The organism is Haloferax sp. AB510 (genome assembly GCF_024136985.1).
Classification (GTDB): Archaea; Halobacteriota; Halobacteria; order Halobacteriales; family Haloferacaceae; genus Haloferax.
The window spans coordinates 1-16,230 of record NZ_JAMYJY010000085.1; the positions used below are offsets into that span (position 1 = coordinate 1).

General features: G+C 68.7%; 15 protein-coding genes and 3 pseudogenes. 6 read left to right on the forward strand and 12 right to left on the reverse strand.

The features are described 5' to 3' along the window. The 4 genes and pseudogenes from NKF06_RS15040 to NKF06_RS15055 all read right to left on the reverse strand — a co-directional run. Positions 1-102, reverse strand: a pseudogene (locus NKF06_RS15040) (1,4-dihydroxy-2-naphthoate polyprenyltransferase); the annotation flags it as partial. Between the two features lie 179 nt (positions 103-281). Beyond that, positions 282-1,256 carry an NAD(P)/FAD-dependent oxidoreductase gene (locus NKF06_RS15045; RefSeq protein ID WP_253245860.1) on the reverse strand — a complete coding sequence of 325 codons (975 nt, stop codon included), beginning with the start codon at positions 1,254-1,256 and terminating at the stop codon, positions 282-284. A gap of 1 nt (position 1,257) precedes the next feature. Beyond that, on the reverse strand, positions 1,258-2,475 hold the full coding sequence (locus NKF06_RS15050; protein ID WP_253245861.1) for an ABC transporter substrate-binding protein: 1,218 nt from the start codon (positions 2,473-2,475) through the stop codon (positions 1,258-1,260). Between the two features lie 126 nt (positions 2,476-2,601). After that, entirely contained in the window at positions 2,602-3,519 is a 918-nt protein-coding gene (locus NKF06_RS15055; RefSeq protein WP_058827280.1) for a 1,4-dihydroxy-2-naphthoyl-CoA synthase, read from the reverse strand. A gap of 120 nt (positions 3,520-3,639) precedes the next feature. On the opposite strand from NKF06_RS15055, the gene NKF06_RS15060 reads away from it, so the two are divergent. Together NKF06_RS15060 and NKF06_RS15065 are read left to right on the forward strand one after the other, a co-directional pair. After that, entirely contained in the window at positions 3,640-4,104 is a 465-nt protein-coding gene (locus tag NKF06_RS15060) for a hypothetical protein (protein WP_058827384.1), read from the forward strand. Then, complete coding sequence (locus tag NKF06_RS15065; protein WP_253245862.1) at positions 4,097-4,615, forward strand: hypothetical protein; 519 nt, start codon at positions 4,097-4,099, stop codon at positions 4,613-4,615. Before NKF06_RS15060 ends, NKF06_RS15065 begins: the two co-directional genes overlap by 8 nt. A gap of 21 nt (positions 4,616-4,636) precedes the next feature. Here NKF06_RS15065 and NKF06_RS15070 read toward each other — a convergent pair whose 3' ends face one another. From NKF06_RS15070 to NKF06_RS15085, 4 genes and pseudogenes are all read right to left on the reverse strand, one after another. Next, positions 4,637-5,161: a hypothetical protein gene (locus NKF06_RS15070; protein ID WP_058827282.1), complete on the reverse strand. Its 525-nt coding sequence runs from the start codon at positions 5,159-5,161 to the stop codon at positions 4,637-4,639. A 63-nt stretch (positions 5,162-5,224) separates the two neighbouring features. Further along, entirely contained in the window at positions 5,225-6,973 is a 1,749-nt protein-coding gene (gene menD / locus NKF06_RS15075; protein ID WP_253245863.1) for a 2-succinyl-5-enolpyruvyl-6-hydroxy-3-cyclohexene-1-carboxylic-acid synthase, read from the reverse strand. Positions 6,974-7,050: 77 nt separating this feature from the next. Further along, a pseudogene (locus tag NKF06_RS15080) lies at positions 7,051-8,385 on the reverse strand (isochorismate synthase). Positions 8,386-8,631: 246 nt separating this feature from the next. Next, positions 8,632-9,225 (reverse strand): sulfite oxidase-like oxidoreductase, encoded by a 594-nt coding sequence (locus NKF06_RS15085; RefSeq protein ID WP_253245864.1) that lies wholly within the window; start codon positions 9,223-9,225, stop codon positions 8,632-8,634. A gap of 182 nt (positions 9,226-9,407) precedes the next feature. Between NKF06_RS15085 and NKF06_RS15090 the strand changes: the two genes are divergently transcribed. The 3 genes from NKF06_RS15090 to NKF06_RS15100 all read left to right on the forward strand — a co-directional run bounded on the left by NKF06_RS15090 (position 9,408) and on the right by NKF06_RS15100 (position 11,754). Next, positions 9,408-9,620 carry a ribbon-helix-helix domain-containing protein gene (locus NKF06_RS15090; protein ID WP_004043463.1) on the forward strand — a complete coding sequence of 71 codons (213 nt, stop codon included), beginning with the start codon at positions 9,408-9,410 and terminating at the stop codon, positions 9,618-9,620. Between the two features lie 58 nt (positions 9,621-9,678). After that, positions 9,679-9,957: a UPF0058 family protein gene (locus NKF06_RS15095; RefSeq protein WP_004969989.1), complete on the forward strand. Its 279-nt coding sequence runs from the start codon at positions 9,679-9,681 to the stop codon at positions 9,955-9,957. A gap of 144 nt (positions 9,958-10,101) precedes the next feature. After that, the gene (locus NKF06_RS15100; protein ID WP_253245865.1) at positions 10,102-11,754 is read left to right on the forward strand and encodes a rhomboid family intramembrane serine protease; all 1,653 of its coding nucleotides are present in this window, start codon (positions 10,102-10,104) and stop codon (positions 11,752-11,754) included. Positions 11,755-11,805: 51 nt separating this feature from the next. Here the strand turns inward: NKF06_RS15100 and NKF06_RS15105 are convergent, their stop codons facing one another. The 3 genes from NKF06_RS15105 to NKF06_RS15115 form a co-directional block, all read right to left on the reverse strand. Beyond that, entirely contained in the window at positions 11,806-12,432 is a 627-nt protein-coding gene (locus NKF06_RS15105; RefSeq protein ID WP_004977029.1) for an METTL5 family protein, read from the reverse strand. Beyond that, positions 12,432-12,827: a hypothetical protein gene (locus tag NKF06_RS15110; RefSeq protein ID WP_058827287.1), complete on the reverse strand. Its 396-nt coding sequence runs from the start codon at positions 12,825-12,827 to the stop codon at positions 12,432-12,434. The genes NKF06_RS15105 and NKF06_RS15110 overlap by 1 nt, the downstream gene beginning before the upstream one ends. 222 nt (positions 12,828-13,049) lie before the next feature. Beyond that, a complete protein-coding gene (locus tag NKF06_RS15115) occupies positions 13,050-14,033 on the reverse strand; it encodes a lamin tail domain-containing protein (protein WP_253245866.1) in 984 nt (327 codons plus the stop codon). A gap of 141 nt (positions 14,034-14,174) precedes the next feature. On the opposite strand from NKF06_RS15115, the gene NKF06_RS15120 reads away from it, so the two are divergent. Next, the gene (locus NKF06_RS15120; protein ID WP_004043457.1) at positions 14,175-15,128 is read left to right on the forward strand and encodes a transcription initiation factor IIB; all 954 of its coding nucleotides are present in this window, start codon (positions 14,175-14,177) and stop codon (positions 15,126-15,128) included. Positions 15,129-15,199: 71 nt separating this feature from the next. Here NKF06_RS15120 and NKF06_RS15125 read toward each other — a convergent pair. Further along, a pseudogene (locus tag NKF06_RS15125) lies at positions 15,200-16,230 on the reverse strand (TIGR03663 family protein); the annotation flags it as partial.

Genomic DNA, 16,230 nt, shown 5'->3' on the forward strand with positions numbered 1-16,230 from the left:
GACCGCGGTGCCGACGACGACCGGCGCGGCGGCCGCCGGGAGCGTCTGCGGCCGCGACGCCATCACCCACGCCCGCCTGCGAGAGATGTCCTGCGTGCTCATTGTCTGCATACGAGGGCCGAAGCAGTGAGTAAGTTCCTATCCGAAAGCGCGTGACGCCGAGGCGGTGGGTGGGAGAACACGGTGGCCCGGCGCGCGCGTCGGTCCTGACGAGACAGTCGCGCCCGACGTCGGCGACGACGTGGTCATCGCCGTCACCGACCGACTGGGGCGGTGCCTCGCTATTCGGAATCGGAGCCGGAATCCGAATCGGAGACGGGGGCGGAATCGGCGTCGACACCGAGATGGTCGGCGAGTCGTTCGTGACCACGCTCGGCCCGGGTTTCGACCGTCTCCTCGGAGACGTACATCCCGCGTTGGCGCTCCACGTCGGCCTCGCGGAGTTCGCGGAGTCGTTCCTCGGGGAGGTCGCAGTCGTCGGGGACGCGGCTATCGAACCGCTCGCGCCAGTCGTCGCGGGCGGTCTCCTCGTCGGCGAGTTCCGCTTCGGGGCGTATCCAGTCCCAGTGGCGCGCGAGGTCCTCGGGATAGCCCCGTTCGAGACGGTGGTCGGTGATGACCGACCGCCCGACTCGCGCGCCCTGCCCGGCCGACATGATTGCCTGCACGTTGACCTCGCTCACCGGCGCGGCGACGTACAAGCCGTCGATTGGTGTTCGTCCCTCGACGTCGGCGTAGTCGCGGTCGAACTTCGTCCGCGTCTCGCCGTCGTACTCGTAGGTGACGAACATCTCGTCGTCGCCGAGCGGTTCGAGGAAGTCGCCGCCGTAGCGGGCGGCCGCGACGACCCGCCTCGCCGAGACGGTCTCGCCGTCCTGCGTCGTGACCTCGAAGCCCGGCCCGGCGTCGCCCGCAGTCTCGGTCTCGTCGCCGCCGGCGGGTTCGACCGCCTCGACGAGTTCCGGAACGAGGTCGCAGCCGGCCTCCTCGACGTGGTCGTGGATGAGTTCGTAGAACGTCTCGATGTCGATGCCGCCGGGGAAGCCGAGGTAGTTCTCCAGATAGGCACAGCGCTGGAGCGACGACCGGCCGCGGTCGAAGACGACGGTGTCGAGGCCGTACCGGCCGGTGAAGACGCCCGCCGAGCAGCCCGTCGGCCCGCCGCCGACGATGGCCACGTCGTAGTCGAACGCCACGGCATCGGGGCCTGTCGCGGTCTCCGTCGCCGTCTCTCCCGAGCGCTCGGCGTCCGTCATCTCAGAACTCCCCGTTGACGATGTCGGCGACGCGCTGGCGGTCGAACAGCTCGGCGTCGCTCGTCACGTCGCCGAACACGTCGGGGTACAGCTGCTTCGCGGCGCGCTCGGTCAGGAACAGGTTGTGAATCGGTCCCTGGAACAGGTAGCCGCCGCGGTAGACCCGGCCGTTCTGGACGGCCGCCAGTTCGCTGCCGACGGGGTGGTCCTCCATGTACGCGAGGACGGTGTCGCGGAACTCCTCGGGCGTCTTGCGCTCGTGGCCGCGGACGAGAATCACGTCGGGGTCGATTTCGAGGAGGTTCTCGTAGTCGAGTTCGCCGCGGTTGGTCGTGCTGAGGTTCTCGATGTCGGTCCCCGAGAGCGCGTCGGTGACGCCGAGGTCGTTCCACTGCTTTTTGCTCGTCCCCTTGTCGTTGAGGCGGTACGGCGAGAACGTCTCGGGTTCGGTCGTCCCCTCGAAGGTGAGAAAGACGTTCGGGCGCTCGTCCGCCGGCGGCAGTTCCGCCTGTATATCCGCGATGAACTCGTCGTGGAGCGCCTCGAACGCCTCGTAGCGATCCTCGCGCTGGAACACCTGCGCTACCTTCTCGAACGCCTCGTAGAGCGTGTAGTAGCGGTAGTCGTGCCAGCCGTCCGAGCGGCGGAAGACGAGGTTGCCGACGAACGGGGCGACGTTCTCCGCGATTTCGTCCACGTCCGCCTGGTCCCAGTCGAACCAGTTGATGAGCATGTTCGGGTCGTAGAGGTGGACGTCGTTGTCGAGTTCGTAGAACTCCTCTTTCGTCCTGACCTCGGGGTACGCCTCGACCTGCTCGCGGTCGACGCTCACGCCGGGGAGTTCGTCGTAGACGTAGGTGTAGTACCGGCCCGCGCCGCCGACCCCCGTCAGCCCGTCACCGACGCCGAGCGCGACGGCCATGTCGGCGTAGCCGCCGTCGTAGGCGGCCCACGACTCGGGGACCGAGTCGAACGTGACCTCGCCCATCGGCTCCATCGTCACCGAGTACGAGGAGGCCGCCTCGGTGGTCTGAGTCTCCGTCTCGGCGCTCGTTTCGGTGGCTACCTCGGTCGTCGTCTCGGCCGCGGTGGTCGTCTCGTCGCTCCCCGACGAGTCCGACGTACAGCCGGCCAGCATCCCGGCCCCGAGAGCCGTGCCGCCGTACCGAATGTAGTTGCGTCGCGTGAGTCCCTCCTGCCCGGTGGATTTCTCGTCCATGGGGTTTAGGCTAACCTAAATGTATAAGAGCGTTCCTATTTTTCGGCGTGCCTAAACCTTGACGCCCCAACGAGTTCCGGCCCGGTGGCGCGGCTGTGGCCCGATAGCGTCGGTTCCGTCAGGCCCTCAGTAGTGCCACGGGTAGTCGCGGAAGCGCGGTTCGCGCTTTTCGAGGAAAGCGTCGCGGCCCTCCTGTGCCTCTTCGGTCATGTAGGCGAGTCGGGTCGCCTCGCCGGCGAACACCTGCTGGCCGACCATGCCGTCGTCGGTCATGTTGAAGGCGTACTTGAGCATGCGCATGGCCGTCGGCGACTTCTTCGTCATCTCGTCGGCCCACTCCAGCGCCACGTCTTCGAGGTCCTCGTGGGGAATCGCCTCGTTCGCCATGCCCATGTCCACGGCCTCCTCGGCGGAGTAGGTCTTCCCCATGAAGAACACCTCGCGGGCCTTCTTCTGGCCGACCTGTTTGGCGAGGTACGCGGAGCCGAAGCCGCCGTCGAAGGAGGCCACGTCGGGGTCGGTCTGGAGGAACTTCGCGTGCTCGTCGGACGCGAGCGTCATGTCGCAGACGACGTGCAGGGAGTGGCCGCCGCCGACGGCCCACCCCGGCACGACGGCGACGACGGGTTTGGGCATGAAGCGGATGAGCCGCTGGACTTCGAGGATGTGCAGACGACCGGCCTTCGCCTCGCGGACGAGCGGATCGTCGGAGGCGTCGGCCTCGTCGTCGTCGCGGTACTCGTAGCCGGAGCCGCCGCGGACCGACTGGTCGCCGCCGGAGCAGAACGCCCAGCCGCCGTCCTTCTCGGAGGGGCCGTTGCCAGTCAGGAGGACGCAACCCACGTTCGCGCGCTTTCGGGCGTCGTCGAGCGCGGCGTAGAGTTCGTCCACGGTACCCGGTCGGAAGGCGTTTCGGACCTCGGGGCGGTCGAACGCGATACGGACCGCCGGCACGTCGACGGCGCGGTGGTAGGTGATGTCGTCGAACTCGTCGGACCCCGGGACGGGCTCCCAGCGGTCGGGGTCGAAAATCTCCGAGACCATACCGAGAGGCGGCGCGGGCGGCGCAAAAAGATTCGCTTGCGGCCGCGGTTCGGGGTCGAACCCCGCCGCGTTCCCCGCTCGCCCCGGAACTATTTGTCAATGCGCGAACGACTCTCGTGCATGTCGGCCGCAACTACCCTGCTCGTCAGATTCGTCCACGTCGTCGGGATGTCCCTCGTCTTCGGCGGCGCGGCGTTCGCGTGGGGCGCGCTCAGAGCACCCGATTCTGGGAGCGAGGACGCGGGTGGCTCGGCTGCGGTCGTCGGCGACCCGACCCCGCTCGCGGCCACCTATGAGTGGGTCTTCTGGGCGGTGATGGGCGCGATGGTCGTCACCGGCGTCGGCAACCTCGGCGCGCTCGGCCCGCCCGGACCGTCCGGGCGCTGGGGGACGCTCCTGACCGCGAAGCTCCTCGCGGTGACCGCGTTCGTCCTCGGGTCGTTCGTCCGCACGCTCGCCGTGTTCAGGCTCCGACGAGACCACCCGGCGGGTGCCGGGCGCTCACTCCTCGCGAAGAGCTACGGGGCGACCGCCGCCGCGCTCCTCGTCCTCGTCGCGCTCGCGGAGGTGTTGGCGCATGGCTGAGGCCGCCGCCGGCCGCTTCGAGGCGTGGGTTGTCTCGTCGTTCAACCTCGTCGCCCTGAGTCTCGTCGGGCTCCTCCCGGCGCACGCGAGCGGCGCGCTCGAAGGCGAACTCGCCGGCTTCGGGACGGCTCAGGGCGTCGCCGTCTTCGCCTATCTGTGGCTCCTCACCGCGGCCGCGACCCGGTGGGCGCTGGCGGACGGCGGGCTGGAAGACCTACGAAACGGCCTCCGTGGACTGTGGCGACTCGTCCTCCGCGGGTTCGCGGCGGGCGCGCTCATCGGGGCCGCGTTCCTCTTCGGACTGCTCCTCGTCGGCGCGGTTCTGAACGGCGCGACACTCGTGTCGCTGGCGTTCATCGCGCTCATCGGCGTCGCGGCCGCGAGCGTCGTCGGAGGCGTCATCGGTGGCCTGTCGGTCGTCCTCGACGCCGGCTGTTACTGGGCGGCCGGTCGGCTCGTCGGGCGGTGGACGGAGTCGGACACCTCGGGGCGAGCCGCCGACGTGGAGTGAGTGAGTAAGTGAGTCAGCCAGTTAGTCAGCCAGTCTGCCCCGAAGCGGGCCGCGCGGACTCGTCAGCCACGACGCTAGCCCGACGAGTATCGCGCCCGCGATGCCGACGAGAAAGGCGGTCGCCCCGGCAAGCGACCCGTACGCGACGAGTCCGGTCCCAACGAAGGCGGTGGCGAGCGACCGACGGCGACCCATCGACTCGGGGTAGCCGACGGCCTTGAACCGCGCGAGTCCCCACACGGCCACCGCGACGAGCGGCGCGAGACCGACGCCGGTCAGGGGGCGCTGGACGACGAACCAGAAGACGGGAAAGACGACCACGACTGCAACGAGCGCGAGCGTTCCGCGGCGGCCGAGCGCCGAGGGGTAGCCGCGCTCGGCGAGATCCGAGAGAAGCACCACGCCGAAGACGACGGTCGCACCGGCGAGAACCCCGGCGAGCGGTTCGTTCGTGACGACGGCCGCGTAGGCGAACACGAGGACGCCGAGGAACCCGGCCACGGCGTAGACGCTGCCGCGGTACTGGCGAAAGAGAGCGGAGGGCACATCGCCACGATTCGGAGCGCGGGAGAAAAGTCAGTCGGTCGACTGGTATAGTCGGTCAGTCGGTCAGTCGGTCAGTTGCTCGACGGCGCGCTCGGCGATGCGCTCGCGCACGCGGTGCGAGGACTCGGCGTCGGTGCGGACCTCGATGACATCGGTGCCGTCGGTGGCGACCGACTCGGCGTAGGCGTCGCGGAAGCCATCCGGGTCGACCGACGCGAACGAGAGGTCGTAGAGGTCCTCAGTAGCCGCGAAGTCGAGGCCGTGGGGCGTCTTGAACTGGTCCGTAAAGGGCGGCTCGTACTCCTCGATGGGGAGCATGTGGAAGATGCCGCCGCCGTCGTTGTTGACGAGGACGATAGTCGCGTCCACGCCGAGGCGACCGAGCGCGAGCAGGCCGTTCATGTCGTGGTAGTACGCGAGGTCGCCGGTCAGAAGCGTCAGGTGGTCGGTCGCCGCGGAGCCGGCTCCGAGCGCCGAGGAGACGACGCCGTCGATGCCGGACGCGCCGCGGTTGCCGAGGACCGTCCGGGACTTCGTCGAGGGGCGCGCGAAGCGGTCGAGGTCGCGGACGGGCATGGAGTTCGAGACGAACAGCGTCGACGGCTCGGGCGCGAGGTCGGCCACGTCGGCCGCGAGCCGCCCCTCGAAGGCGTCGGTCTCGTCGTCAACAAGGCTCCAGTAGGCGTCCTCCGCATCGGTCCACAGCGCGTTCCACGACTCGTCGGGACGGTTGCGGATGAGTTGCGAGAGCCGCCACGCGAGCACCGAGGGCTCCGCCTCCACGAGGTCGGTCGCGCCGAACTCGGCCTCACGCCAGCGGCCCGTCGGGTCGACGAGATACTGTCGGGCATCGGTGCGCGCGAGGTACTTCCGGAGCGCCTTCGAGGTCGGCGACGCGCCGATGCGGACGACGACCTCCGGGTCGGGCCAGTCGGCGGTGACGCGCTCGTCGAGGTAGGCGTCGTAGCCGCCGAGGACGGTCGTCGTCCGGGTGTGGCCGCCGAATCGGAGCCCCGAAAGCGGGTCGGCGACGACCGGGAAGCCGGTCGCGTGGGCGAACGCCGCGACGGCCTCGGCGTTGAATCCCGGCGGGTCGGCAGGGCCGGCGACGATGAGTCCGCGGTCGGCCGCGAGGTCGTCGGCCAGCTTTCGGAGGTGGTCCTCGGAGAGTTCCGGCGCGCCCGCGGTCGTCTTGACGTAGGGTCGGCTCCCGCTCCGGCCGTCGAGCGCCTCGGGGTCGAGGTCGGCGGGCACGTCGCCCTCGACGTAGGTCGGTTCGAGCGGCTTTCTGAAGGGGAAGTTGAGGTGGACGGGGCCGGCGTCGACGCCGGTCGCCTCGGAGACGGCGCGGGCGGCGGTCGTCCGGAGGCTCCGGAGCTTCCTGTCTGTGGCCTCCGGTTCGGGCATGTCCTTGTACCAGCGGACAGCATCGCCGTAGAGCTTCTCTTGGTCGACGGTCTGGTTGGCTCCGCTGTCGCGGAGTTCCGGCGGTCGGTCGGCCGTGAGGACGAGCATCGGCACGCGGGCCTGCGACGCCTCGATGACCGCGGGGTGGAAGTTGGCCGCGGCGGTGCCCGAGGTGCAGACGATGGGCGTCACCTCGCCCGTGCGCCGGGCGCGACCGAGCGCGAAGTAGGCCGCCGAGCGCTCGTCGAGGTGCGAGAACGTCTCGATGTCGTCGTGGCGGTCGAACGCCTCCGTGAGGGGCGTCGAGCGACTGCCGGGTGCGATGCACACCGCGTCGATGCCGGTGCGTGCCAGTTCGTCGGCGAAGGTCCGTGCCCAGAGGGCGTTTCGGTTCGGTGCTGTCATCTCGTCTCTGTCGTCAAATCGGATTGAATCGAATCAACGTCGGTCATCGGCTCCGACGCCGGTCGTCGGTCCCGAACTCAGCCGTCGCGTTCGAGTTCGTCGAGGATGGGGCGGTACTTCAGTTGCACCTCGTCCCACTCGGCGTCGGGGTCCGAGTCGGCGACGAGGCCGACGCCCGCAAAGAGCGTCGCCAGCGTCTCCTCGACGATTGCCGAGCGGAGAGCGACCGCGAAACTGCCGTCGCCGTCGGCGTCGAACCAGCCGACCGGTGCGGCGTACCAGCCGCGGTCGAACGGCTCGGTGTCGCGAATCACGTCGAGGGCGGCCTCCGGCGGGAGGCCGCCGACCGCGGGCGTCGGGTGGAGCGCGTCCACGAGCGAGAGGACGTGTTCGTCGCGTTCGAGCGTCGCGTCGATGGGCGTCCAGAGGTGCTGGACGGTCGCGAGCTTCCGAATCCCGCGGTCGCCGACGCGAATGTCGGCCGACAGGGGCGCGAGCTGTTCCCGAATCGTCTCCGCGACGAGTTCGTGTTCGTGGTTGTCCTTCTCGCTTCCGAGCAGTTCGTTCGCCAGCCACTCGTCTTCGTCTTCGGTGTCGCCGCGGCCGGTCGTCCCGGCGAGCGCGCCGGTCTCCACCTCGCGGCCGCGGAGCGAGACGAGTCGCTCGGGCGTCGCGCCGAGGAAGCTCGCCCCGCCGTTCGGCTCGACAAGGAAGCGGTGGCAGTCGGGGTACGTCCGGCCGAGGCGGGCGAGCAGGTCGGGCGCGGCGGCGGGGCGGTCGAGTTCGACTCGACGCGCTGCGCGAGGACGACCTTCTGGAGGTCGCCGGCGCGGATGCGAGAGACCGCGGCATCGACGCTCTCGTGCCACGACTCCACCGAGGTCGTTCGGTGACGGTCCGAGACGCCCGGCGGCCCCTCGGAGGGTTCGTCGTCGAGCGATTCGAGCGTCTCGCGGACCTCGTCGAGCCGGTCGCCGACGATCTCCGGGTCGGCGTCCGCGCCGACGGCGGTGACCGTGAGCCACGCGTCGTCGCCGTCGAAGGCGACTTGCACCTCGGGGACGACGAAGCGCGCGGCCGGGAAGTCGGCCCACGGGTCGCGGCCGGTCGCCTCCTCGTGGAAGGCGAGGCCGCCGAAGAATCGCGGCGGGCGGCGTCGGAGGCGTCAACGTCAGCGCCGTCGAACAGCGCCATGGCCGACTCTCGAATGCGGCGCGAGGTCGCTCAGGGCCGGTCGGGCCTCGACGGCCACGGCCGACGCCGCCACCGACGACTGTCTGCTCGTCGGGGGCGGTCCACAGCGCCCGCGGGCGGCGCATCGTCGCGAGCGACGCCGAGACGGGCGGCGCAGACAGTCGAACCGACCTGCTGACGAGATGGGTCCCCATCTCGTCTGTCCGCAACGGTTCCATCGACCGTGGGTCAGGACCGGGGACGCTTGAAACTCTCCCTTCTGTCCCGCCCGTCGCCCCGGAGGGAGACAGTGAGACGCGCACATCTGTCCACCGAACGACAACGCTGGTGGCTCGGACGCGAAGCGACCGCCGAAAACGCTGAAAAATCAGCTCAGCTGTACCGCTCTTCGTTCCACGGGTTCGCCCACCTTTTTCCGTGGTTCGCTACGCTCACCACGCAAAAATCTGGACCAAAAACTTAGGTTAGCTGTACCGCTCTTCGTTCCACGGGTTCGCCGTGTTCGAGTACCCGCGTTTCTCCCAGTAGCCGCGTTCGGGCTCGGTGAGGAATTCGACGCCCGAGACCCACTTCGCGCCCTTGTAGGCGTACTTGTGCGGGGTGACGACCCGAAGGGGGCCGCCGTGGTCGGCGGGCAGGTCCTCGCCGTCGTAGCCCCAGACGAACATGACCTCGTCGCGCATGCACTGGTCGAGAGGCAGGTTCGTCGTGTAGCCGTCCATGGCGTGGAACATCACGTGGACTGCGTCGTCGTCGACGCCGACCGCGTCTGCGAGCGTCGGGAACGTGACGCCCTCGAACTCGCAGTCGAACTTGCTCCAGCCGGTGACGCAGTGGAAGTCCTGTACCTGCGTCTCGGCGGGGAGGTCGCGGAACTCGTCGAACGAGAGGTCGAGTTCGGTCTCGACCGCGCCCCACGCCTCGAACGACCACGTCTCGGGGTCCCACGAGGGCGTGCCGCTCTTGGAGAGCACGGGGAACCGCTGGGTCTCGCGTTGGCCCGGCGGGAGTCGGTCGTCGCCGAACTCCTCGTAGAGGTGGGTCACGTCGTTGGCCATGGTCGAATCTTCGGCCCGACGCACCTATCACTAACGACTCCGGACACCCGTCGACGACCGGGGGGACGGCCACACTAACCGAAGGTAAGCGGAGCTTCGCGTTCGCCGGAACGACCTTCGGAAAACCCGATTATTCCCCCGGTAGAGTTATATACGGCCCTTCCAAAGCGACGGACGTTCAGATGCCCAAAGTAGAGATTACCGTGCCGGAACACCTGGAGATGCAGATCGTCCAACTCGTCGAACAGGGCGAGTTCGTCAACCGCGACGAGGCTATCGAGGACCTGCTGTCGACCGGTATCCGCGCGTACAAGACCAGCGGTCCGATGTCAGACGAGGACCGCGCGTACGAAGACGACGGAATGATGGGCCACGAAGACGAGTACGTCTTCTGAGCCGAGTGACAGTATCCCCCAATAACGCTTAAACCGCCCTCGCGCCTAACCAACGCTCATGCACAAGGACGAACTGCTGGAGCTGCACGAACAGATGGTTATCATCAAGGACCACTTCTCGGCCCGCGAGCACGTCGATTCGAGCTTGTTCGACCCCTACGACGAGCTTGCCGTCGAGCCCTCCCACGTCCACAAATCGAAAAGCGAGCACAAACACGCCGTGTTCGTGCTCGGAAACGCCCTCGCGACTGCGATGAGCGACGACGAGTTCTCCAGCGCGGGCCGCGTCGGCAAGCGCATGGAGGAACTGGCCGACGACGCCGAAGGAAAAATCTGAGCGCCCGTCCGCCGCAGCGCGCCCCGCGACCGATCCCCCGGCGCTGAGCCGTCACTCGCCGTCGGATTCGTGTCGCTCGCTAGCACCTCTCAAGCAGTTCTCCGCGGGTTTCTTTATCACCCATTCGTACGACACAGGTAGCTAATGCTAGAGATACCGGGCTGGATACCGTTCCAGCGGTTGGCCGCGCTCCTCGCGCTCCTCGCGGCCGCCGTCGCGCTCGCCGTCGTCGACAGACCGACTCGGTTCCCGGCGGCGCTCCGGCGGCGCTTCCTGTTCGGTCTCCCGCTCGGAACGCTCGTCAGCGCCGGCGGCGTCCTCCTCGTCTACCTCTTCGTGCAGGACGGCTGGTCGTCGTGGTACCGGCCCATCGTCATCCCGTTCCGGGCGTGGTCGTACTTCTACCCGACCGGGATGCTGACCGCCGCGTTCGCTCACTCCAGCGCCGGCCACCTCGTCGGCAACCTCGTCGGCACGCTCACGCTCGCGCCGGTCGCGGAGTACGCGTGGGGACACTATCCGACGCGTCGGGGGTCCACGTCGTTCGGGTCGGCCCGCGAGAATCCCTACGTCCGGTCGCTCGTCGTCTTCCCCGCGGTCGTCGTCGGCGTGGGGCTTCTGACCTCCGTCTTCGCGCTCGGCCCGGTCGTCGGCTTCTCCGGCGTCGTGTTCGCGTTCGCCGGCTTCGCGCTCGTCTTCCGGCCGCTGACGACTATCTTGGCGTTCGTCTCGGGGCGCGTCGTCAGCCTGTTTTACAACGCGATGCTCTCTCCCGAAGTCGTCTCGTCGGCCCGTCCTATTTTCTCGACGCCGTGGTGGTCGCAAATCGCCATTCAGGGCCACGCAATCGGCTTCCTGTTCGGCGTCCTCCTCGGCGTGTGGCTCAGCCACCGCCGCGAGGGGTCGAACCCGCCCGCCCTCCGGAGCTTCGCCGGCATCCTCCTGTTTTCCGTGAGCGAGTCGCTGTGGGCGGTCTACTGGTACCGCGGCGGCGAGACCTACGTGCTGTTTCGCGCCGTCGGCTTCGCGCTCGTCGTCGCGCTCGCGACCATCGTCGCGCTGACGGTCGCGGCCTCCGACAAGCCGCTCCGAGAGTACGCGCCCGACAACTCGCTGTTTTCGGCCCGCCGCTGGCAGGTCGGCGTCGCCGTTCTCCTCGTCGTCGTCGCGGCCCTGTCGGGACCAGCGATGCTGTACAACACGTTCACCGCGAGCGGCGACGACCTGCCGGGCGAGAGCGTCTCGGTCAGGGACTACGACGTGACTTACGCCGAGGACGTGCCGAACGGGCTGACCGCCGTCTTCGACATCGAACTGTTCGGCGAGTCGACGACGACCAACACCTCCGGGGTCATCGTCAGAAGCGAGCGGCGCGGCATCTGGACCACCGCCGTCTCGACGAGTCGGCTGGCGTTCGACGGCGAGTCGACGGTTAGGCTCGGCGGCCTCGGCTGGCGCGAACGGGTGACGGCGGTCCGCGACGGCTACGTCGTCACGGGCGCGGGAACCGCCTACCGGGTGTTCCTCGTCGCCGACGGCGAGGCGCGGTTGGCCTACCAGACCGGTCCGGTCCGGGCCGAACCGGTGGTCTCCCGGCGGAACATCTCAGTCGTGCCGACGGCGACGGGCTACGACATACAGGTGTCGTCGGACAGCGGGACCGTCAGGGGGCCGATGCCGACCGAGAACGCGAGCACGACGCTCGACGGTATCCGGTTCGTCCGCGAGAAGTCGTTCGTCTTCGCCGAGTCGCGGGGGACGAAAGTCCGGGTCGCGCGACAGGAAACGTACAATTAGGTCAGGTCCGCGGTCGACGCGGGCGCTGACGACGGCGCGGTCACGACCGCCTCACCACTCGATGCGGAACACTTCGGCGTCGAGCTGTCGGCGGTCCTCGTCGTGGAAGTCGAACTGGCGGTCGAGGTCGAACGTCGCCCGGAACGCATCCGTGAGGTCGCCGCCGGCGTCGGCGACGAACGACTCGACGAACTCCTTGCTTCCCTCGTTGTGAACCGAGTAGGACACATCGGCGACCGACGCGACCGATTCGAGGAAGGCGCGGTCGGCGTGTTCGTTGCCCCGCTGCGCGCCGAACGGCGGGTTCATGAGCACCGTGACCTGCCGGTCGTCGGGGAGACAAAGCGGCAGGCGGGTCGCGTCGGCGCGAATCCAGTCGATGGGGGCGCTCGCGCCGACGCGGCGGGCGTTATCGGTCGCGGTTTCGAGCGCCGCGTCGTCGAGTTCGACGCCGACGACGCGGGCGGGCGAGCGGAGCGCCGCGCCGAGTCCGAGCATGCCGGTTCCGGAGCCCAAATCGAGGACCGTCGCACCCTCGATATCGCCGCGGAGGTCCGCGAGGTGGACGAGGTGCGCGGCGAGGTCCGGCGGCGTCGGATACTGTTCGAGCGAGACCTTCGGGTTCTCGAAGCCGGCGACCACCGCCAACTGCGCTTCCAGCGCGGCCTTGGTTGCCATCAGCCGTCGATGGAACCTCGAAGCTCAAAAGCGACACCCTCGCGCCGGGCGCGCTCGCCGAGCGCGGCGAGCGCCGACTCGGCGTCGTCGGGGCGACAGCACTCCGCGACGTCGACGGCGACGCGCCCGACGCCGAGGAACGCGGCGGCGCGGACGTACTCGCGGAGGCGCTCGGACTCCGACTGCACCGCGAGGGGGTCGTCCTCGCTGAAACAGGCCTCCACGGTGAGTTCCGCCGGAAGGTAGCCCTCCTCGGCGAGTTCGGCCTTCAGGTCGCGGAGGTGCGAGGGGGCGGTCGACTCCAGCCCCGCGGCATCGAGGACGACGGGGGTCAGGTCAGCGGGACGGCCGGCGACGAGTGCGGCTTCGACGGACGAGGATTCGAGCGTGCTCATGTTGCACACACATTTCCTTTGGTTATGTATATATCTTTGTAAATGCGCAGTAGTAATCCAACGGGGCGGGAAACAGCGGATGATGCGCGGATTCATCGCGCAGATATGACAGTCTAGAGAATGATGCTGATTGGTACCGTACTGCTCGTGGGGGCACACGCTCCACCCCCATTCCCCCTGACCCCGCGCGGGCAATTCCTGCAGTCGCCGACTTCTCGATCTCTACCCGTACGTGTACGCGAGCACTTCGACACCGGCGGCGTTCCGAATCGTGACCGTGTCGCCGCCGTTGTTCCACACCGCGCCGCCGCGGCCCCAGTAGACGTCCTCGTCGGTGTCGGTTCCCGACCCCGTGTGGAGCGTCAGCGACGCGCCGGGGCTGAGTTCGGTCCCCTCGGCGAACGTATAGGTCGCGCCCGCCGCGTCGGCGACGGTCCATCCCGAGAGGTCGATCGTCGCGTCGCCGTCGTTCCGGAGCGTGACGTACTCCTCGTTCAGGTTGTCGTTGTCGTTGCCGGGCGCGTCGGCGACGACCGAGACCGAGAGGCCGTCGTCGGTGGTCGCGTCCGCGCCTCCCGCGGCCGACCCCTCGGTCGCACAGGACCATAGGCCGACCCCGCGCTCTCTAGCGTCGCGCTCGGCGCGCTCGTAGCGCTCGCGCTCCTCGAACGAACTCTCGTAGAACCGGGCGTGGCCCTCGGCGATGAGGTCGTAGTTGAACTCCGCGCCGTCGACGACGACGTACGCGAGGAGCCGGCCGTAGTAGCCGCGCTCACCGGCTTTCTCGTCGTAGCGGAGCTCGACAGTTCGGTTGGCGAGCCGGGACTTCGCGTAGGCGCTCGCGTTCTCGCCGGCCGCCCGGAGGCAGGTCCGGCCGGCCTCGGTCTCGGGGACGCCCTCGAACTCGTCGGGCGTGTTCTCGGCGTGGACCTCGGGAGTGTCGACGCCGAGGAGCCGAACCGTCTCGCGCGCGCCGTCCGGCATGACGACTTTGATGGTGTCGCCGTCGACCACCTCGACCACCTCGACTGTCACGTCGCCCGCGGCGGTTGCGGCCGTCGGCGACCCCGACTGCGCCGTCGGCGACGCCGTCGGCGTCGCGGTCGATTCGACCGTCGCCGGCGCGTCCACGCCGCCCCCGCCGAGACAGCCCGCGAGAACCGCGAGAACGACGACCACTAGTGTCGTGGTAGCACGTCTGACCATTCGATTCACCGTTAGTCAGGGAACCGTATAAGTAGATGCGTCCCAATTGCCCGAATCCGAACTCGTCGAATCGCCAGACTGCGGCCTTTATCATATTTCTGTTACAAAGGTTTAAATTCACGCTCCACCAGAAACCTTTTAATGGAACGTCCGAGCCGGCAGCGTCAGCGAGAGGAGGAGGCAACGGCACAAGAGGACGAGCAAGTCAACTGTCCGGAGTGTGGGTCTGACCAGATCGTCACGGACGCGGACCAGGGGGAGCTGGTGTGTGACGACTGTGGTCTCGTCCTCGATGAGCGACAAATCGACCGCGGCCCGGAGTGGCGGGCGTTCAACCACTCCGAGCGGCAGTCGAAGTCGCGCGTCGGTGCGCCCATCACGGAGACGATGCACGACCGGGGGCTGACGACGACCATCGACTGGAAGGACAAAGACGCCTACGGTCGCTCGCTTTCGTCCGAGAAACGCTCGCAGATGCACCGTCTGCGCAAGTGGCAAGAGCGCATCCGGACGAAAGACGCCGGCGAACGCAACCTCCAGTTCGCCCTCAGCGAAATCGACCGCATGGCGTCGGCGCTCGGCGTCCCGCGGTCGGTCCGCGAGGTCGCCTCGGTCATCTATCGACGGGCGCTCAACGAAGACCTGATTCGCGGGCGCTCCATCGAGGGCGTCGCCACCTCGGCGCTCTACGCCGCCTGCCGTCAGGAGGGAATCCCGCGGTCGCTCGACGAGGTCGCGGAGGTATCGCGCGTCCCGCAGAAGGAAATCGGCCGCACGTACCGCTACATCTCCCAGGAACTCGGTCTCGAACTCAAGCCCGTCGACCCCAAGCAGTTCGTCCCGCGGTTCGCCTCCGCGCTCGACCTCTCCGAAGAGGTACAGGCCAAGGCGACCGAGATTATCGACGTGTCCGCCGAACAGGGCCTGCTGTCGGGTAAGTCGCCGACTGGCTTCGCCGCCGCCGCAATCTACGCCGCATCGCTTCTCTGCAACGAAAAGAAGACCCAACGCGAGGTCGCGGACGTGGCGCAGGTGACGGAAGTCACCATCCGGAACCGCTACCAAGAACAGATCGAAGCGATGGGCTTCCGCTGAGCGTCGGCCCGCCAACCCGACCGACGACCCGGCTCACCGTCACCGACTGACGACGTCGGCGACACTCAGTTTCAGCTTTTCACGAACACCACGACCGACCGGCCCCAGAGGCCGGTGTCGTACTGGTGTGCGACGTACCCGTCGAGGAGCGGCGCGACCGTCCCGCGCTCGTCGGCGGGCGCGATGACCACCGGCGGCACCGACGACCGGGCTTCGAGCGCCTCGGGCGTCGCCGCCGCCGTCGAGTCGGCGCCGATTCGCTCGACGTACCACGCCATCGGGAGCTGTTCGCCCCACGCGTCGGGGACCGGCGGGTAGTCGGCCGCGCCGTCGGCGACGTACATCGAACTCCCGTAGTAGAGCACCTCTGGCCCCTCGTCGTCGGTCGGCACGACCCACGCGGAGAGGTTGTCGCGGAACGACGAGAACTCGCTGGACGGCTGTGCGAAGTGTGCGAGTTCGGTGTCGCGATCGCTCGGACCGTACACCTCGGTCGTCGCCACCGCGCCGGTCTGGGCGACGAGCGCGAGCAGGACGATGACCGCGGCCGCGACGCGGGGCACGTCCCGCGAGTCGAACGCGCTGCGACCCCAGCGGACGAGCGCCGCGAGGCCGATACCCGCCGGGAGCGCGAGCGGGACGACGACGTAGACGCCGAGCCACGACGCGGACACCTCGGTCAGCATGGGGACGAACACCAGCGACGCGCCGGCCCAGTAGACCGCCGCCGACACCTCCGACCGCGGCCCGCCGGCCGTGTAGCGGTCGACGAGGAAGACCGCCGCACCGAGGAGGACGACCGGGAGCGCCGCGAGCGCGAGCGCGCCGAGGAGGTCGCCGAAGTACGGGAGGTACTCGTGGGTCCCCTCCGGATAGCGGTCGACGACGCGGACGCCGACGAAGCGGCGAACCGAGCCGAACAGCGCCGCATCGATTGCGCCGAGAATCGTCCCCGGCGTGTAGAGGCCCGCGCCGTCGGTGTCGCCCGCCCGCGGGGCGAACGCGAAGACGTAGAGCGCGACGAAGACGAGGAGCGCGCGGGCCGCGGGTGTCGCCGCACCGCGGAGTCGGGCGGCGTACTCACCGAGGCGCATCGCGGCCG

What these genes read in the sequence shown, in the direction of transcription:
- NKF06_RS15045 (WP_253245860.1), bottom strand. Translation starts at nt 1,256, where the DNA reads ATGACGGACGCCGAGCGCTCGGGAGAGACGGCGACGGAGACCGCGACA.
- NKF06_RS15050 (WP_253245861.1), bottom strand. Translation starts at nt 2,475, where the DNA reads ATGGACGAGAAATCCACCGGGCAGGAGGGACTCACGCGACGCAACTAC.
- NKF06_RS15055 (WP_058827280.1), bottom strand. Translation starts at nt 3,519, where the DNA reads ATGGTCTCGGAGATTTTCGACCCCGACCGCTGGGAGCCCGTCCCGGGG.
- NKF06_RS15060 (WP_058827384.1), top strand. Translation starts at nt 3,640, where the DNA reads ATGTCGGCCGCAACTACCCTGCTCGTCAGATTCGTCCACGTCGTCGGG.
- NKF06_RS15065 (WP_253245862.1), top strand. Translation starts at nt 4,097, where the DNA reads ATGGCTGAGGCCGCCGCCGGCCGCTTCGAGGCGTGGGTTGTCTCGTCG.
- menD (WP_253245863.1), bottom strand. Translation starts at nt 6,973, where the DNA reads ATGACAGCACCGAACCGAAACGCCCTCTGGGCACGGACCTTCGCCGAC.
- NKF06_RS15085 (WP_253245864.1), bottom strand. Translation starts at nt 9,225, where the DNA reads ATGGCCAACGACGTGACCCACCTCTACGAGGAGTTCGGCGACGACCGA.
- NKF06_RS15090 (WP_004043463.1), top strand. Translation starts at nt 9,408, where the DNA reads ATGCCCAAAGTAGAGATTACCGTGCCGGAACACCTGGAGATGCAGATC.
- NKF06_RS15095 (WP_004969989.1), top strand. Translation starts at nt 9,679, where the DNA reads ATGCACAAGGACGAACTGCTGGAGCTGCACGAACAGATGGTTATCATC.
- NKF06_RS15100 (WP_253245865.1), top strand. Translation starts at nt 10,102, where the DNA reads ATGCTAGAGATACCGGGCTGGATACCGTTCCAGCGGTTGGCCGCGCTC.
- NKF06_RS15105 (WP_004977029.1), bottom strand. Translation starts at nt 12,432, where the DNA reads ATGGCAACCAAGGCCGCGCTGGAAGCGCAGTTGGCGGTGGTCGCCGGC.
- NKF06_RS15110 (WP_058827287.1), bottom strand. Translation starts at nt 12,827, where the DNA reads ATGAGCACGCTCGAATCCTCGTCCGTCGAAGCCGCACTCGTCGCCGGC.
- NKF06_RS15115 (WP_253245866.1), bottom strand. Translation starts at nt 14,033, where the DNA reads ATGGTCAGACGTGCTACCACGACACTAGTGGTCGTCGTTCTCGCGGTT.
- NKF06_RS15120 (WP_004043457.1), top strand. Translation starts at nt 14,175, where the DNA reads ATGGAACGTCCGAGCCGGCAGCGTCAGCGAGAGGAGGAGGCAACGGCA.